Origin of the sequence: Evansella cellulosilytica DSM 2522 (genome assembly GCF_000177235.2) — a bacterium.
GTDB classification, from domain to species: domain Bacteria; phylum Bacillota; class Bacilli; order Bacillales; family Salisediminibacteriaceae; genus Evansella; species Evansella cellulosilytica.
This window is the reverse complement of record NC_014829.1, coordinates 4,288,461-4,303,179: the sequence shown is the minus strand read 5'-3', so window position 1 is coordinate 4,303,179 and position 14,719 is coordinate 4,288,461. Positions and strand designations below refer to the sequence as shown.

At 35.6% G+C, this 14,719-nt stretch carries 20 protein-coding genes; 17 read left to right on the top strand and 3 right to left on the bottom strand.

Features of this window, described 5'->3' with window-relative positions:
- Positions 1-61: 61 nt before the first annotated feature.
- Both BCELL_RS19675 and BCELL_RS19670 read right to left on the bottom strand, forming a co-directional pair.
- On the bottom strand, positions 62-802 hold the full coding sequence (locus tag BCELL_RS19675) for a hypothetical protein (protein ID WP_013490548.1): 741 nt from the start codon (positions 800-802) through the stop codon (positions 62-64).
- A 107-nt stretch (positions 803-909) separates the two neighbouring features.
- Positions 910-1,455, bottom strand: coding sequence for a DUF3231 family protein (locus tag BCELL_RS19670; RefSeq protein WP_013490547.1), 546 nt, complete (start codon positions 1,453-1,455; stop codon positions 910-912).
- A 148-nt stretch (positions 1,456-1,603) separates the two neighbouring features.
- On the opposite strand from BCELL_RS19670, the gene BCELL_RS19665 reads away from it, so the two are divergent.
- Positions 1,604-2,320, top strand: a complete 717-nt coding sequence (locus BCELL_RS19665; RefSeq protein WP_013490546.1) for a hypothetical protein — start codon at positions 1,604-1,606, stop codon at positions 2,318-2,320.
- 138 nt (positions 2,321-2,458) lie between these two features.
- On the opposite strand, the gene BCELL_RS19660 is transcribed toward BCELL_RS19665, so the two are convergent.
- Complete coding sequence (locus tag BCELL_RS19660) at positions 2,459-2,893, bottom strand: hypothetical protein (protein ID WP_013490545.1); 435 nt, start codon at positions 2,891-2,893, stop codon at positions 2,459-2,461.
- Between the two features lie 797 nt (positions 2,894-3,690).
- Here BCELL_RS19660 and BCELL_RS21845 point away from each other — a divergent pair.
- The 16 genes from BCELL_RS21845 (at position 3,691) to BCELL_RS19585 (ending at position 14,698) form a co-directional block, all read left to right on the top strand.
- Positions 3,691-6,015, top strand: coding sequence for an EAL domain-containing protein (locus BCELL_RS21845; protein ID WP_013490543.1), 2,325 nt, complete (start codon positions 3,691-3,693; stop codon positions 6,013-6,015).
- A 295-nt stretch (positions 6,016-6,310) separates the two neighbouring features.
- Positions 6,311-6,463, top strand: coding sequence for an SRPBCC family protein (locus BCELL_RS22750; protein ID WP_157184232.1), 153 nt, complete (start codon positions 6,311-6,313; stop codon positions 6,461-6,463).
- Entirely contained in the window at positions 6,464-6,739 is a 276-nt protein-coding gene (locus BCELL_RS19650; protein ID WP_041808438.1) for an SRPBCC family protein, read from the top strand.
- Between the two features lie 858 nt (positions 6,740-7,597).
- Positions 7,598-8,173, top strand: a complete 576-nt coding sequence (locus tag BCELL_RS19640; protein ID WP_013490541.1) for a hypothetical protein — start codon at positions 7,598-7,600, stop codon at positions 8,171-8,173.
- Between the two features lie 186 nt (positions 8,174-8,359).
- Positions 8,360-8,899 (top strand): DUF1572 domain-containing protein, encoded by a 540-nt coding sequence (locus BCELL_RS19635; protein ID WP_013490540.1) that lies wholly within the window; start codon positions 8,360-8,362, stop codon positions 8,897-8,899.
- A gap of 191 nt (positions 8,900-9,090) precedes the next feature.
- Complete coding sequence (locus BCELL_RS19630) at positions 9,091-9,597, top strand: GNAT family N-acetyltransferase (RefSeq protein ID WP_013490539.1); 507 nt, start codon at positions 9,091-9,093, stop codon at positions 9,595-9,597.
- A gap of 179 nt (positions 9,598-9,776) precedes the next feature.
- Positions 9,777-10,553 carry an arylamine N-acetyltransferase gene (locus BCELL_RS19625; protein ID WP_013490538.1) on the top strand — a complete coding sequence of 259 codons (777 nt, stop codon included), beginning with the start codon at positions 9,777-9,779 and terminating at the stop codon, positions 10,551-10,553.
- 288 nt (positions 10,554-10,841) lie between these two features.
- Positions 10,842-11,039, top strand: a complete 198-nt coding sequence (locus BCELL_RS19620; RefSeq protein ID WP_013490537.1) for a hypothetical protein — start codon at positions 10,842-10,844, stop codon at positions 11,037-11,039.
- 40 nt (positions 11,040-11,079) lie between these two features.
- On the top strand, positions 11,080-11,241 hold the full coding sequence (locus tag BCELL_RS22955; protein ID WP_013490536.1) for a hypothetical protein: 162 nt from the start codon (positions 11,080-11,082) through the stop codon (positions 11,239-11,241).
- 118 nt (positions 11,242-11,359) lie between these two features.
- A complete protein-coding gene (locus BCELL_RS19615) occupies positions 11,360-11,836 on the top strand; it encodes a hypothetical protein (protein ID WP_013490535.1) in 477 nt (158 codons plus the stop codon).
- A gap of 124 nt (positions 11,837-11,960) precedes the next feature.
- Positions 11,961-12,101 carry a YczI family protein gene (locus BCELL_RS23110; protein WP_280967031.1) on the top strand — a complete coding sequence of 47 codons (141 nt, stop codon included), beginning with the start codon at positions 11,961-11,963 and terminating at the stop codon, positions 12,099-12,101.
- A gap of 102 nt (positions 12,102-12,203) precedes the next feature.
- The gene (locus BCELL_RS19605; RefSeq protein ID WP_013490533.1) at positions 12,204-12,734 is read left to right on the top strand and encodes an LURP-one-related family protein; all 531 of its coding nucleotides are present in this window, start codon (positions 12,204-12,206) and stop codon (positions 12,732-12,734) included.
- A 204-nt stretch (positions 12,735-12,938) separates the two neighbouring features.
- A complete protein-coding gene (locus BCELL_RS19600; RefSeq protein ID WP_013490532.1) occupies positions 12,939-13,346 on the top strand; it encodes a hypothetical protein in 408 nt (135 codons plus the stop codon).
- Positions 13,347-13,431: 85 nt separating this feature from the next.
- Positions 13,432-13,791, top strand: coding sequence for a YciI family protein (locus BCELL_RS19595; protein ID WP_013490531.1), 360 nt, complete (start codon positions 13,432-13,434; stop codon positions 13,789-13,791).
- A gap of 269 nt (positions 13,792-14,060) precedes the next feature.
- The gene (locus BCELL_RS19590; protein ID WP_041809216.1) at positions 14,061-14,264 is read left to right on the top strand and encodes a helix-turn-helix transcriptional regulator; all 204 of its coding nucleotides are present in this window, start codon (positions 14,061-14,063) and stop codon (positions 14,262-14,264) included.
- 2 nt (positions 14,265-14,266) lie between these two features.
- Positions 14,267-14,698 carry a hypothetical protein gene (locus BCELL_RS19585; RefSeq protein ID WP_013490529.1) on the top strand — a complete coding sequence of 144 codons (432 nt, stop codon included), beginning with the start codon at positions 14,267-14,269 and terminating at the stop codon, positions 14,696-14,698.
- Positions 14,699-14,719 lie beyond the last annotated feature (21 nt).

The window sequence follows — 14,719 nt, the reverse complement described above, 5'->3', positions numbered from 1 at the left end:
TCATGCAAAACTCCACCAACCCAACGCCAAAAAGGCGAATGAGAACCGTCCCCATTCGCCTTTACATTGATTCGACGACTTTGATGATGTCGTATGTTTCGCTTGAATGGGTATTCAAGCGAATGGTGTATTGTAGGTTGCTTTTTTGGAAGATGAGCTGCTGTTCGGAGGCGGCTTCGCCTGAATAGAACAGTACCTTTGTTCCGTCGGAAAGGTGGAGGCTTTCGTAACCGTCGCCACTGTAGTTATCAATATCGTACGTTTTTGGGCCGACGTTGATGGAAAGGAGATCATTTAGAAGGCCATTTTTGTAGGTGATTTCTAATTGATCGTCGTTTACGGCGCCGTCTACGTGCGTGATGGTGAAAGGAAGATCGGAAGGGACTAGAATGCTAGTCCCGTTCAGCTCTTCGTATTCCTTTACCGTTTTTTCCTCGTTGATCATCGGGTTAGAGCCGTCGTGGACAACACGAATGTTCGTTATTTTGTCGTCTTCGACAGTTAATTCCCAAATGAAAGCCATTCGATCGTCGGCTAAGTCATCCTCAAAATATCCTATGACAACCTTTGTATTTTTCAAAGGGGAGGATAGTGAAGAATAGCCTTTCACCCGTGTATGCTCACGAATCTCTGGTACGACTACGCCGTCAGCGAGATAGGTATCATACGGGCTTTCTTCTTTTCCTTCAATGAAGGATATCATAAACTCTCTTGCGATATTTTTGTCTTCTGCTGATGCTTCCATTGGAAGAGCGCCAACCATGAAAGCGAGTAGAAAAACAATATGTAGTTTCTTCAACATGTCACATCACCAAAAATAGTTTTGCCTAATAAAACCAAATATATGTAAAGAAAATAAAAAAAGCTCCATCCGATTGAGGGAGGGAGCCCGAAAAGACTGGAACGAGTCTAATTAATTTTACCTGGCGGAATATAGTACGGTGGCACCTTTAACCAACCTCTTTTTTTCATTAATCCTTTTAGCTTCATTCCAAACGTAAGAAGCTCAGTTTGAAATTCAAACCACATTTTCCCGATATCGTTGCGGATTGCTTGGGATTGTCCAGACGCACACTCGACAATGGCGGCAGCAATTTTTACCGATAGACCGTTTGTAATTTCATTATCAGTGCCTTTTACTCCAGGAGGGACGTCATCCGGAGACGATTTCGGCTTTTGAGGAGCGTTATCAGGGAGCGGAACCCCTTCCTTCGTCAATAAATCTTCTAATTGTTTTGTCTGCGATTCACAAAGCTTATATGCATCCTGAAGAATATCTTTCACTTCGTTATCGGTCGTTGTATTCAAACCTATTTCCTCATAGCGTTGCAAATCTTTCATTGCTGTCAAGTAAGTCCATGAGAGCATCGCTTCCCCTACGTGAAGCGGTGCATCTTCATCTTCCTCTATCATTGCCTGTAGCTTAGTCCATATAGAATCTAGTGGATTTGTCATCTTATCACCTCCATCCTTCAGTGGTATAATGAGCATTATTAAACCAAATATGTATAAAAATGTTATGAAATATATCGATTCTATGTTTTTGATAAGCAACGTATACTATGTATAATGAAATTCAATGCTTTTTGAAGTGAGGGAAAACATGACGACATTCAATAAAATACTAACAATTATCCTGTTAACCATGATCATTGGTATTGGGACATGGTTTTTTCACTTTTATACAAACGTAGAGCAATCAGCTCCGACAGTAGAGGAATCTAAAGATATATCAGAAGAGCTTTTACCTCCTGTGGAAGAAAAAGATGAAGAAGACGAACAGGAACAAGAGCCAGAGACGGAGCGGCTTGACGAAGAAGAACCTGAATATGAGGATAGGCAAAAAAGATATGCAGAAACGATGGAAAAAGCAATGGAAGTTCCATTAGGTGTTGAAAGGGACTATATCGTTGCAATGTTTGGCGAACCTGAAATTTATTTTGATCCATATTACTATTTCCCTGTATCGTTTCAATATGATGAAACAGACACGCTCGTTGGCCTTTCGTATGCGTATGCAATGCCACATGGAAACGATATTACGAAAGAGGGAGTACAACGCCGCGACAAGCTAACGGACATTTATGAATTGTATAAGGAGTACGAACTTGCATTTTATTACGATGAGACGAATGATTACCCTAGATTTATGTTCGTCTACAGCGGAGATGACATTCTCACCTTCGAATTTACAAAAGGCGAATCAGACGAAGAAATTGTCCTCATCGGCTTTAACCGCGGCACAGCTGAATATATAAAAAGCTCACAAATTATCAACTACGACGCCCTAACAAAGGCTAACGGGGACGGACCTCATTAGCATGGCTAACAGGGACGGACCTCGTTAGCCTTTTCCCCACCAAATTAGTAGTGCACTTCTCGATACACGCATGTCACCGCACCAATATTAATTTAAAGAATCTAGTAAGGTGGACTCAAACTTTAGAGTTCACCTTTCTTAATGCTTAATATACAAATAATAAACGCGAAAGAGAGGAATGATAATTAAGAAGAAAATGAACGAATAAAATGGCGTCCAGCCTGTGTAGGTCAAGTAGTGAAAAACACTAGTTGTCCATTCAAAAAACGTAGAAAACACTGCCCAAAACAACCAGTACGGGATAAAGCGTCTAAAATCCTTAGGCATATAATGAAGAAAAATGATGCCAAATAGTGGAGCCATAATAAGCTTGATGCCGAGCGCTTCAGCACTTACCTCATTTTCCCCAGCGAAATAATACAAATCCAATAGCAGTCCTAAAATAAGATCAGCAACAATTTCAACATAGGACACAGTAATCCAAATAACAAGCACATCGTTGCGCCTTAACCTCTTTGGTAAAAACCAAACGAATATCGCTAGAAGTATCGTAACGATCGTGACATATAACATTTTAGCCTCCTAACATGACTACTAATAATATATTTTTCAATTCTATAGAAAAATATGTACCGGTTAACAGGGACGGATCTCGTTAGCCGAAATGGAAGACACGATGCGCTTGATTAGAACGGAGTTACACGCGATTTGATCAAAGTTACGCGCAATTCGGCCCGAGTTACGAGCGATTTGATCAAAGTTACGTGCAATTTGGAATCTAACTGGTAAATCCGGAGTGCTAACAGGGACGGACCTCGTTAGCCGAAATGCAAAACTCGATAGAGATGACTTGCGCTTGATTAGAACGGAGTTACACGCGATTTGATCAAAGTTATGCGCGATTCCGCTCGAGTTACGAGCGATTTGATCAAAGTTACGTGAAATTTGGAATCTAACTGGTAAATCCGGAGTGCTAACAGGGACGGACCTCGTTAGCCGAAATGCAAAACTCGATAGAGATGGACTTGCGCGTGATTAGAACGGAGTTACACGCGATTTGATCAAAGTTACGCGCGATTCGGCCATAGTTACGAGCGATTTCATCCAAGTTACACGCGATTCCGCCCGAGTTATGCGCGATTTGATCAAAGTTACGAGCGATTCCACCCGAGTTACGCGTAATTTGGAAACCAACTGGTAAATCCGGAGTACTAACAGGGACGGACCTCATTCGCCCCTGATTAATACTTCCCACCCATCACAGCAAAATATAAAATAATCTCCATATCAGCATATTGACCGACACTTTGAAGATAATATTGGTGTACAAAAGTCCCTCACCTAGACATACATAATTGGAGTTGTAAGCGATGTACGTATTAAAATCATTTACGTTTTGGAGGATATACATTTTAGTAGTAGCGATATTTATTTTTCTACTAGCAGCGATATTTTTCATTGCTGAGAGAAACTTACCTGAAATATCTCGCGCACACTTTCAAGAGGTGACAGATGCGGAAGTTAACCATACAGCAAAAGTCTTGTCGGCGATGATCGAGCAATATACCATCACTGGAGACAGCATTCAGCAGATCGTTACGGAAGAAAACTTAAGTGGCATCAATGAGAAAGTAAGACGGATTGTTTCTATTTCACCTTTGGTCGATTTAGGGGTCGTCATCACCCCAGAGGGAGCAGTTGGCTTTAGTTATCCGTATGAATACGACAGAGATTTGACGGAGCAAATAGAACGTTTAGTTCAAAGAACAGAAGTAACAGTCAGTTCGGATTTCATAACGGGCGTGGAAAGTCCGATTATTGGCACGACAGTACCGCTATACAATGGAAGTAACGAGATTCATCACTATATTTATTTAGGAAGCTTTACCCAAGAAAACTTAGTGTTAGATGCCCTTCTTAACCAGAAAAATTTAGGGTCTGGTGGATATTCAGCGGTTGTTGATCAAAATGGAGATGTATTAGCACATGCACTGCGAGAAAGAGTAGGAAAGAATATTAGTGATCGACCTATTGTTGAAAAAATAATGAACAAACAATCAGGATATGAACATACAATTAACAGCGAAGGGAATGCGTATTATGCGTCGTATCAGTACATCCCAGAGCTAGAATGGGGAATCATTGCGCAAATTCCTGAATCAAGTATTTATGATCAACTACGTGATTTCCGCAGCTCGATCTGGAATATGGCACTGTTTGTTATCGTTTCAATCACCTTCTTTACTTACATTTATGCGAGAAAAACACTGGAACCATTCGTAAACTTGTATGATGCTGTAGACAAGGTAGCCGAAGGAAACTACACAAAAACGCTCGACGTCAACGTCAAAGACTATCCCGAAATGAAAAACTTAATTGTACGCTTTAACGAAATGGTTCATAACTTCAATCAATCAAGGAAGGAAGTTGAATATCGAGCCAACCACGACATATTAACAGGATTGCCGAACCGCTATCATATCGAACAGCTTTTAGAGCAAGAGATCGTCACGTGCGACGAAAACGACCAGTCACTGGCACTCATGTTTATGGATCTGGACCGCTTCAAAATATTAAATGATACGATGGGACACCAAATAGGTGATCAATTACTCATCCAAACCGCAATAAGACTACAACAGCACGTATGTGAAAACTGTACTGTAGGACGATTAGGAGGAGACGAGTTTTTAATATTATCAAAGGACGCTTCGATAGAAAAAGTATCGAACATAGCAAAAAAAATTCTCAAGGATATGGCGAATCCATTTATCATTAATAGCAAAGAATTTTTCACGTCACCAAGTATTGGTATAAGTGTTTATCCAAAGGACGGGCAAACGAAGGATGATATTATAAAGCACGCCGACACTGCAATGTATGTCGCAAAAGAAAATGGCGGAAACAATTATCAATTCTACACGCCAGAGCCAACCAACCTCTTAAGTAAAAAATATATTATAGAAAATGATCTAAGGAAAGCATTGAAAAACGAGGAGTTTTTACTCTACTATCAGCCACAAGTAGACTTAAAGTCAGGTGATCTCGTTGGACTTGAAGCCCTTATCCGTTGGCAACACCCAAAACTAGGGCTCATACCGCCAATGGATTTTATACCAATTGCCGAAGAAACCGGCTATATTAATCACATAGGGAAATGGCTAATCAAAGAAGCATGCAGACAAAACAAACAATGGCAGCAAAACGGCAGCTTTTACATTCCCGTCGCAGTCAACGTCTCACCATGGCAATTTAGAGACAAGAATTTCGTAGAAAACATTAAAGCAGCACTAGACGAAACAAATCTCGACCCAAAATATCTCGAACTAGAAATCACAGAATCGATGATGCACCACTTTATCGACACAATAGATAAAGTGCACCAAGTGAAAGAAATGGGGATCAAAGTAGCCATTGACGACTTTGGAACAGGCTACTCATCCTTAAACGCCATCGATCAACTACCAATTGACACACTAAAAATAGATCGCAGCTTCATCCGTGACATGATCACAAACGACAGCAAAGCAGCCATTGTAAAAACAATCATCGACCTAGGCAACAACCTTCACCTCAACACCATCGCCGAAGGAGTCGAATACGAAGAACAAGCAACATTCCTAGCCAACCAAGACTGCGTCAAAGCCCAAGGCTACCTATTCAGCAAACCACTCCCACCCGAACAACTAGGCTAATAGGGACGGACCTCATTTGCCAAATTGCATGACGCGTGGCGGATCTCGTTAGCCAAATTGCATGACGCGGGTGGGGGTGTGTATGATCAAGAACAGAGTTATGGATGATTCGATCAAAGTTCGGTATGATTTCCCCAAAGTTACGCACAATTCTGTCCGAGTTCGGCATGACTTCCCCCGAGTTACGCACGAATAACTAAAAAATGTAAAAGAACTACCAACTATAACAATATAAATGGATAGTAAATGTTAGAATTTAACTAATAAGACAATTTGCATAAAGGATCGGTCAAACATGGCTAATGGTCCTTACTTGTATGAAGTATATATCGAGACTAGGCCAGAGCAGCTATGGGAAACGCTCACAAATGGAGATTTAACAAAACAAAGTGTTGGGGCGAGAGAGTTAAATTCTGATTGGAAGCCTGATGCTGTTGTAGAGTCTTAGATGAGCAATGGACAGTTAGATGGCAGAGGGAAAATAGTAGATATCGAGCCTTTCAAATTAATAACATACCATTGGAACGATGTAGATGATGACCTTGCGCCGTCTCTTATCACATATAAACTAGAACAAACAATGGCAGCAAAACGGCTCGTCAAGCCTACACTCACACACGAAAACTTGCTCGGCAGAAATACAAATTATTGGCCAATAGTTATTAGTGATTTCAAATCCTTTATCGAAACAGGCCATTCAATTTTTACAAACTACTATTTTTAGACGAAATTTACCTTCATCCACTTTACTCTGACACTTCTAGACAATATTTTTACAATTCTTTTCCAATTAAGTGTAAAAATATGTTAATCTACATACTAGGATACATGATAGGAGGTTCATCTCATGACTAAAGGCTCTAAAATCTACTATATAATATTATTTTTATTAGGCATCCTCACGGGGCTTTTTATTGTACCACTATTCACAAATTGACTAAATCTCTCATATTTGTATAAACATTTTTGGCTAATCTCGTAACATTACTAGATTGATAGGGTCAGAACTAATAATACTAGCAGTCATTTTAATTGTTTTATTTATTCTGGCCTATTGGAAAACTGAGAAGTAATTGCCACCCGACGTGAACAACAAAAAGTTGGATGAATAACAAACTAATATCGATAAATTAGGAGCGTGATAAACATGCATGTTGTGTTGAAAACTACTTTATATGCCTTAGCTGTCCTGTTCGTTTTACTCATATTTGATTGGCATAGTAAGCTTAAGCTTACCACAATACTAGTGAGCGCAGTCGTATTCGGCTATGCTATTAATTCGATAGTGGATCTATATCGCAAATTTCATAAAAACATATCGACCCGCTCTTAAAAAAAGTAGATCTTAACTTCGGTCCTAGCGAAAAAACGCAATAATGTTTTGAAAACTGTGACTCGAATTGTAGCCAATGAAAAACTTCATTTTTCCAAAATAAAACTAATCAATCAACAGACATCTTTACAGATTATCCATATGCACAAGCCGGTGTATATGGATAATTTAATATACACCTTCAATACATATAGTAGAATCCGCTTCAACTAGCGCAGCATTAAAAAATATAATAGTGAGGTGAAAAAAATGCGACAGTTAGTATTTCTGCTTATTTTTACTACTGTTATTTTGACTGGATGTGCAACATCTGAAGAAATAAAGCCTATTATGGAAGAAAATATAGATTTTGATATTAATACTGCAACAGAGATGATTAAGGAAAAAGAAGAGCTGATTATTGAGCTAGCAATGAAGGAGACAGTAACTAAAAAAGAGTATGACGAATATGAAGAAGCATTTACAGAACAGTTTGGACAACACGCCCAAAGTTTTTTAGAGATGTTTATTATACTGGGTTCAGAGAATGAAACAGAAACAGGTACCTATTTGATTCAAGAAACGTTATATCCAACTGTTTTCCATAAAGGAATAGCCATAACAGATGCTGTTATCTATAAAAGTTATTACGAGAATGAATTTTTTAATGAAACCCGCCTAATGATAAAGCAGGAATATACTGGTGATGACAATGAATTAGAAGGTTGGAAAAGAGAGTATGTTTTTGATGAAAGTGAGGATGGGGACTGGGAAATTCATGCTTTCTCAGGAGAAATGAACTTCGTTGGAGACGACTTTAGCATGCAATATTTAGAATTTGAGTAATCGATGACATGATTATCGATACTATTTTTTCCTACATCAAATAAAGCTTATCTTCGGAATTCTAATAAAGGGGTTTCGGTTTTTGTACAACAGTCGCTTCCTGCGATAAAGAAGCAGCCAGGAAGAAGATTTTAATAAATTCTTAGTTTTTAATTTGATTCATTAGCCGTTTAAAGGGGGATTCAAATGGATGTTGGAAACGAGTATTTGAGGATTGTATTAGAAAGATTTAAAAGTGTAAAAATCCTAGGAGATAAGACATTAAACCAACTATCTGAAGAGGAAATACATTGGAATTATAATAGCCAATCCAACAGCGTAGCAATAATAGTTAAGCATTTAAGTGGAAATATGACTTCAAGGTGGAGTGACTTTTTAACTTCTGATGGGGAAAAAAATGATAGAAATCGTGATGAGGAATTTATAGATGATATAGCTACAAAAGCCGAATTAATCACTGTTTGGGAAAAAGGTTGGAATGTTCTAATTGATACATTAACGGATTTAAAAGAACAAGATTTATTAAAAAAAATTACCATACGTGGAGAAAGTCATTTCGTTTTAGAAGCGATTGAAAGGCAAATGGCACATTACGCCTATCATGTTGGTCAAATTGTTTATATTGGAAAACAACTAAAAGATAGTGAATGGGAAAGTCTCAGTATTCCGAAAGGTAAATCTGAAGATTATTTAAAGGAAATGCTTGAAAAGCACCAAGAAAAATAAATTGAGGTGTTGTAATAAAAGAAGCAATATAACATTTTTAGTTTGGTTAGGTTATTGTACCGTGGTTGGTAAGGTGAACTACTAATACTACTGAATGATGCACTTCAACAAACGGGTAAGCTTTCGTTAACCGTTGTTAACGGGGAGATGCAAGAATAGGGTCAAAATAGTATTTGGAGAGTGTAGATATCATGAAGAAAATAATAGAAACAGAGAGGCTTTATCTTAGGGAACTAGTAATGGAAGATATACAAGCGTTATCTAAAGTTCTTTCAGACCCAGAATCTATGCAATACTATGCTGAGCCATTTGATCAGGAGAAAGTGGAACAATGGATTCAATGGAATATTGATAATTATAATAAATATAACCATGGTTTATGGGCCGTTATTCTAAAAGATGGGGAAAAATTTATTGGAGACTGTGGCATTACAATGCAAGCAATAGAAAATGAAATAGTACCAGAGATTGGTTATCATATTATAAAGGAGCATTGGAATAAAGGCTATGCAACAGAAGCAGCATTTGCCTGTATGGATTATGCATTTGATCTTTTGAATTACCCCAAGTTATTTTCATATACAACACTTGAAAATATATCATCACAGAAGGTTGCAGAAAAATTAGGAATGCAGACATATAAGATATTTGAGAAAAATGGTGAGAAACAAATAGCCCAAGTGATAATAAATAAATAGGGAAAAATTTTTTTAGAATCTATATTCTTAGCGGTTGAAGAAATAAACATAAACAAACGAGAAAAGAATAATTCAAGAAGCTACGGGAGTTCATATGAGCGCTAATTGTGAAATCTATTAACGAACTTTTTAGTCTAGTTGCTGACATATTGGATCCTATAAATGAGGAGATAGATTTTATGGAAAACGACAAATTATGTAATAAAGTATTAAAATTTCTTTCTGTAAAAAAAGAACATCCAAATCTATCATTCCTAAATAAAATAGTTAAAAATCATCAAGAGAAAATTAAATGGGAAACACTGACAAAGGTGATTGATTGGCAAAATGGAGATCAAACGGGCCAATTTTTACCTTCAGTCGATATTTATTTTGAACGTGTAATAAATAAAGGAATGGGTGGAACGTGTTGGACACATTCGGTCGGGCTCCATTGGTTATTAACCGAACTAGGCTTTCCCGTTTATTACGTATACATGGATCCAGGTCACATTTGCCTGAGAGTAGAACTTGACGAGCCTTATTATGTTGATGTTGGATATTGTGCGCCTTTATTTCAAGCGTATCCTATGTTTGAAAGCTTTAAAGTCAAAGACGAAAGAGAAATATTTGATTACTCTGTTACCAATGATGGTATAAAAATAATAAGAACGCCAGGACCTACCAAAACGTTAAATCCGAATCCTATTATTTTGCAAGACATGGAGCCAATAATAAAAAACTCTAATAATTGGGATACATCTCCTGTACTTAGAGAGATACAAATTTTTGGATATATTAATGGTGTACCTACTTCTTTGAAGAAGAATGTTTTAAAACAACACTTTCAAACAGGGAAAACGGAGAAAGTATTAAACAAGGGAGAAGTAGAATATTGGGTAACAAAGTTATTTGGAATAGATAAAGACATATATTATAAAGCACTGAAGATATATGAAAACAAAATGAAAATCTGAGTCCTTGAATTTCTCATTTAACAAACGTAAGTGTTAATTCAACAAACTGACACTGCTCTTGTACCGCTAACGCGCAAAATACTAAATTTAGTGGGAGGAATGAACTTTATTGGACTATTAAGAGTTTTAATAGGAACTTTTAATTCTTACCAACTTTTATTATGCTCAAGTCTTTCTGTTAAAGTTGAATAACAAAGTAATCTGATTCTCTATTAAAAAAGTATAATTGCTAAATTGCATAAAAATATGTTTCTATTGAAGTGAAAAAACCACAAAGGTAGGGTTACTATGTTTAAGTCAGTTAAAGGACAATTCATTATTACTATAATCACAGCCGTTTTATTTGTTTTTCATATTTTTGTTAACGTAACTGAGTTGAGCGGATTTATCGATATTCTATTTTATTTTATTATGATCATAGCTGTTTACAATGCAGGGTTATTAACACAAAAGTATATCCAAACAAATAAGGCAAAAAAGAAATAACCCAACTAGCCGTTTTGTATAGGGAGGGGAGATAACAGCTATGGACGAACAATCCCAAATCCACAATATAATCGATAATCGAGGAGAAGAACATGAATTAATGCTTATAATAACAACTATTAGTTCTATTATGACATTTAAAAGGATTAAGAAATTAGAGCAATATAGAAAAAAGCTAAAAGGCTCTTTTAAACCTTATTAAGAAAACTTGAGTTTAAAGTTTGTAAATATCTTTTATTACGATTCGATGTATATGAAAACAATTGTTTAATTAAGGATTAAGACTTTGTTGAAGAAAGTAGATATAAGGAGGGAACAAATTGAAAAATCGACCTATCCTAATAAGTATTATTGCAATTACTCAAGCAGTTATAGCATCGGTTTTTATTTTATATAATCAGTTTGTATGGACATTTCACCTAACTGCATTTTTGATGAACATTAGTTTATTGACATTGATTTTATTAGCTTCATTCGGATTGTGGAAAGCCAAACAATGGGGTTGGTGGCTAACAAATATCTATTATATTCAAGTGCTATTCAACACCGTTATTTCGACCATCAATTATCTTTATATTGTACCTCGACAGTTTGAAGGTATAGAGGTAGATATCTCTAATATGCTTTCTCCTGTTATGATTCTTACTATTATCATTGGGCTATTCATTCCTTTTTATCTATTTAGAAAGACTACCCTTCATTATTTTAATATTAACAATGATAAAACGAAACTTATATTAATAACGATTATTGCTTTTATTTGGAGTTTTTCTACTAGCTTTTTATTGTTCAACTAAGCTCAAATAAGCTTTAAAGGGGTGTATATATTTGTTCATTATTTTAAGAGTCATTTTTGCGGTAATCGCTGCTTCTTTTGCAGGATATGGCTTGATTACTAAGAATTTTGAATTCCAATCATATATGCTGTTTTCCCTAAGTTTAATGGTGTTAGTAATAGGAATAGAACAATTTCAGAAAGAACGAAAAGTGACGGGCTGGATTAGCATAGTTGCTTTCTTATTTGTATTATTTGCATCACTTCTAGTCTTCTTATTGAATTGAAGGAGAGCGGTATTAAGACATACGGCGAATATGAGGTAAAAATAATATGTAGTCAGTAGTACGATGAGCAGAAAATAAAAAGAGATTAAGGAGTGCAAACTGGTGGCAACTTATAAGTACAGACGCAACTTTTTAGTCTTAAGTACAAATCCAATAAATGTTTATGATGAAAATGGCCATGTAGCCTACAAAATAAAGAAAATTCATACGAGTAAACTGGAGAAATATTTAATAATTAAGCTATATAATTTTAAAGTTTTAGACAAAAACAATAATACTCTAGTGTTTTCTGAAATGGAGACACCAAAGTTTACTAGACCAAAGTGGGATATTCATTATGGCAATTCATTAGAGAATACATTTACATTTCAATGTGTGTCAAAAATAAATACACACCCAAGATATATTTTTAACTATGAAGGACGTTCTTTTGAAATTAAAAAGAATTTAGGGGATAAAACTACTTACATTTATTCAGGAGCGAGAAAAATAGCGACTTTCAATTATAAATATAAAGGCATTTCCCTTATTAGACCTACATTCTACTTAAATATAAACGATGAATCACAACTGCCTCCTGACATTTTACTTTGTCTTTTATATTCGTATGAGGCTGTACTTAGCCGTAACTAAAAGATACCAATATTTTTGTAGTAGAACGCATGTGAAAGTACTTACGCTATAGTTTCCGCGAGTAAAAATTTCGAGTTGCAATGATGCAGCTCATTTTTTGTACCAACAAACTGGAAAATGATGTTAAACTATAAGGGCGGTCTGTAACATGATAGTGACTACGAAATGGAACAAAAGGTCTAACTATATAGGGAGTTGTTAATATTGCCAGAGCTTGTGAGGAATAATGAAGAGATTTTCATAGTCATATATTGTTTCATCATTTTGTGGATTAATATCAGCTACATAAGAGATTTTAAGAATATTCAAAAAGGATTAAGTGAAATAAATTCTGAAGATGAATTGGACATAAATCCAAATTCAATATCCATCATGTTATTTAGCTTAATGTTTTCTTTTTTCCGAAGATGGATGATTTATATTCTTGCAGTATTAATCACGGAAAACATATTCGTGCTAATGATTTCAGTTGTGTTATTTGTTATAAGTTTATACGACAGCTTGTATAATTCCAGATTAGAAAAGTTAAAAAAGTCGAACGTCGGATTCTACTTGGCGATTGTGGATACGATATTCATTACCATTTTTGCTATCTATCTATTTGTCGTTTAAGAAATTCCTTTAATGGGTGCTGTTAGCACAATAGACAGAGAAAGATTTTAATAATTTCATATGAAAAATGAAAGAAGGAATGTCCATGAGATACCTAATATTATTAACTCCATCAATGAATTGGATAGATGGTGTAGTTTTACATAATCAACCTTTTATGCCTGAACATGCTGTTTATGTTCAAAACGAATATAATAATGGGAGTATAGTTTTAGCTGGACCATTTGCAGGCTCAACTGGAGGAGCGATCGTGATTGATGCAGTTAAGGAAGAAGACGTTATTAAATTTGCTGAGAATGACCCTACTGTTAAAAATGGTATTTTCAGTTATGAAATAAAGCAATGGGATTATAAAATGAGCAAATTTGAAAATGAAAGTCCTGATTTTGACCAGGGATATATCAAATATAAACATAAGATTCAAAAAGAATTAGGGATTATTTAGGATAGTTTCAGTCATTTAGGGAAAGAAAAAGACTTAATAAAAGAAAAGTATAATCGTGTTCATGAATGTATTTGTTATATGAAAACTAGTTCTAATCAGATTAAGTAATGAAAAAAAATGATGTACTAATGTAGCGGGCAGCGATAGTGAAAGAAACTGTTGCTGCCCTGTTGTGGTCAAAATGGTCACGATTATGATTTAATTGTAATATATATATTGAATTTTGTAATATATATATTACAATTGGGTGTGGGGAGGGAAACAACATGATGAGAAACAAAGTTAAAATTGCCCGTACTCAAGTAAACCTGACACAGCAACAGCTGGCAGAAAAAATAGGTGTCACTCGCCAAACTATTAGTTTGATTGAAAAGGGAAAATACAATCCAACCTTAAAGTTGTGTCTGGATATTTGTTATGCAGTAAATAAAACGTTAGATGAAGTATTTTGGGTAGAAAAGGAGAATGGTTAAAAATGAAAAAAATTACAGATGAACGTTTGTTATTACAAAATTTAATAAACATACGCATTGTATATATCATTCAAACCATTGGTATTATTGGAATTTTAGGATATGATTTAGTTTCAAAGGGGTTTGATGAAATGAGAGAAAATCCCCTCTGGCTTTTACTTATTATAACCGGAGTTACTTCTGCTTATTTATCAATGAGCATCAGTGCAGACTATGAAAATAATAAAATTAACCCACAAAAAAGTCTAAGCATCTCACTAGTTGTGCTACTTTTAATCTCAACAGTCATAGGATTTTTTGTATCACTCACTGATGGCTTTGCAATAATCAATGGTGTAATGATAGGTGGAATAATATTTGTTTGCGGCCTTATTCCAATAGTTTATATCTATAATCTACGAAAAAAACGACAAGATGAAAATAACGAAGACTAATAGTTTGTTATAAGCTTGTCT

Bases quoted from the DNA above. Each gene is read 5' to 3' on its own strand.
- BCELL_RS22750 (WP_157184232.1), top strand. From the start codon at position 6,311: ATGGCTAATGGTCCTTACTTGTATGAAGTATATATCGAGACTAGGCCA.
- BCELL_RS22955 (WP_013490536.1), top strand. From the start codon at position 11,080: ATGGACGAACAATCCCAAATCCACAATATAATCGATAATCGAGGAGAA.
- BCELL_RS19635 (WP_013490540.1), top strand. From the start codon at position 8,360: ATGGATGTTGGAAACGAGTATTTGAGGATTGTATTAGAAAGATTTAAA.
- BCELL_RS19660 (WP_013490545.1), bottom strand. From the start codon at position 2,893: ATGTTATATGTCACGATCGTTACGATACTTCTAGCGATATTCGTTTGG.
- BCELL_RS19620 (WP_013490537.1), top strand. From the start codon at position 10,842: ATGTTTAAGTCAGTTAAAGGACAATTCATTATTACTATAATCACAGCC.
- BCELL_RS19670 (WP_013490547.1), bottom strand. From the start codon at position 1,455: ATGACAAATCCACTAGATTCTATATGGACTAAGCTACAGGCAATGATA.
- BCELL_RS19640 (WP_013490541.1), top strand. From the start codon at position 7,598: ATGCGACAGTTAGTATTTCTGCTTATTTTTACTACTGTTATTTTGACT.
- BCELL_RS19665 (WP_013490546.1), top strand. From the start codon at position 1,604: ATGACGACATTCAATAAAATACTAACAATTATCCTGTTAACCATGATC.
- BCELL_RS19585 (WP_013490529.1), top strand. From the start codon at position 14,267: ATGAAAAAAATTACAGATGAACGTTTGTTATTACAAAATTTAATAAAC.
- BCELL_RS19675 (WP_013490548.1), bottom strand. From the start codon at position 802: ATGTTGAAGAAACTACATATTGTTTTTCTACTCGCTTTCATGGTTGGC.
- BCELL_RS19595 (WP_013490531.1), top strand. From the start codon at position 13,432: ATGAGATACCTAATATTATTAACTCCATCAATGAATTGGATAGATGGT.
- BCELL_RS23110 (WP_280967031.1), top strand. From the start codon at position 11,961: ATGCTGTTTTCCCTAAGTTTAATGGTGTTAGTAATAGGAATAGAACAA.
- BCELL_RS19590 (WP_041809216.1), top strand. From the start codon at position 14,061: ATGAGAAACAAAGTTAAAATTGCCCGTACTCAAGTAAACCTGACACAG.
- BCELL_RS19625 (WP_013490538.1), top strand. From the start codon at position 9,777: ATGGAAAACGACAAATTATGTAATAAAGTATTAAAATTTCTTTCTGTA.
- BCELL_RS19650 (WP_041808438.1), top strand. From the start codon at position 6,464: ATGAGCAATGGACAGTTAGATGGCAGAGGGAAAATAGTAGATATCGAG.
- BCELL_RS19630 (WP_013490539.1), top strand. From the start codon at position 9,091: ATGAAGAAAATAATAGAAACAGAGAGGCTTTATCTTAGGGAACTAGTA.
- BCELL_RS21845 (WP_013490543.1), top strand. From the start codon at position 3,691: ATGTACGTATTAAAATCATTTACGTTTTGGAGGATATACATTTTAGTA.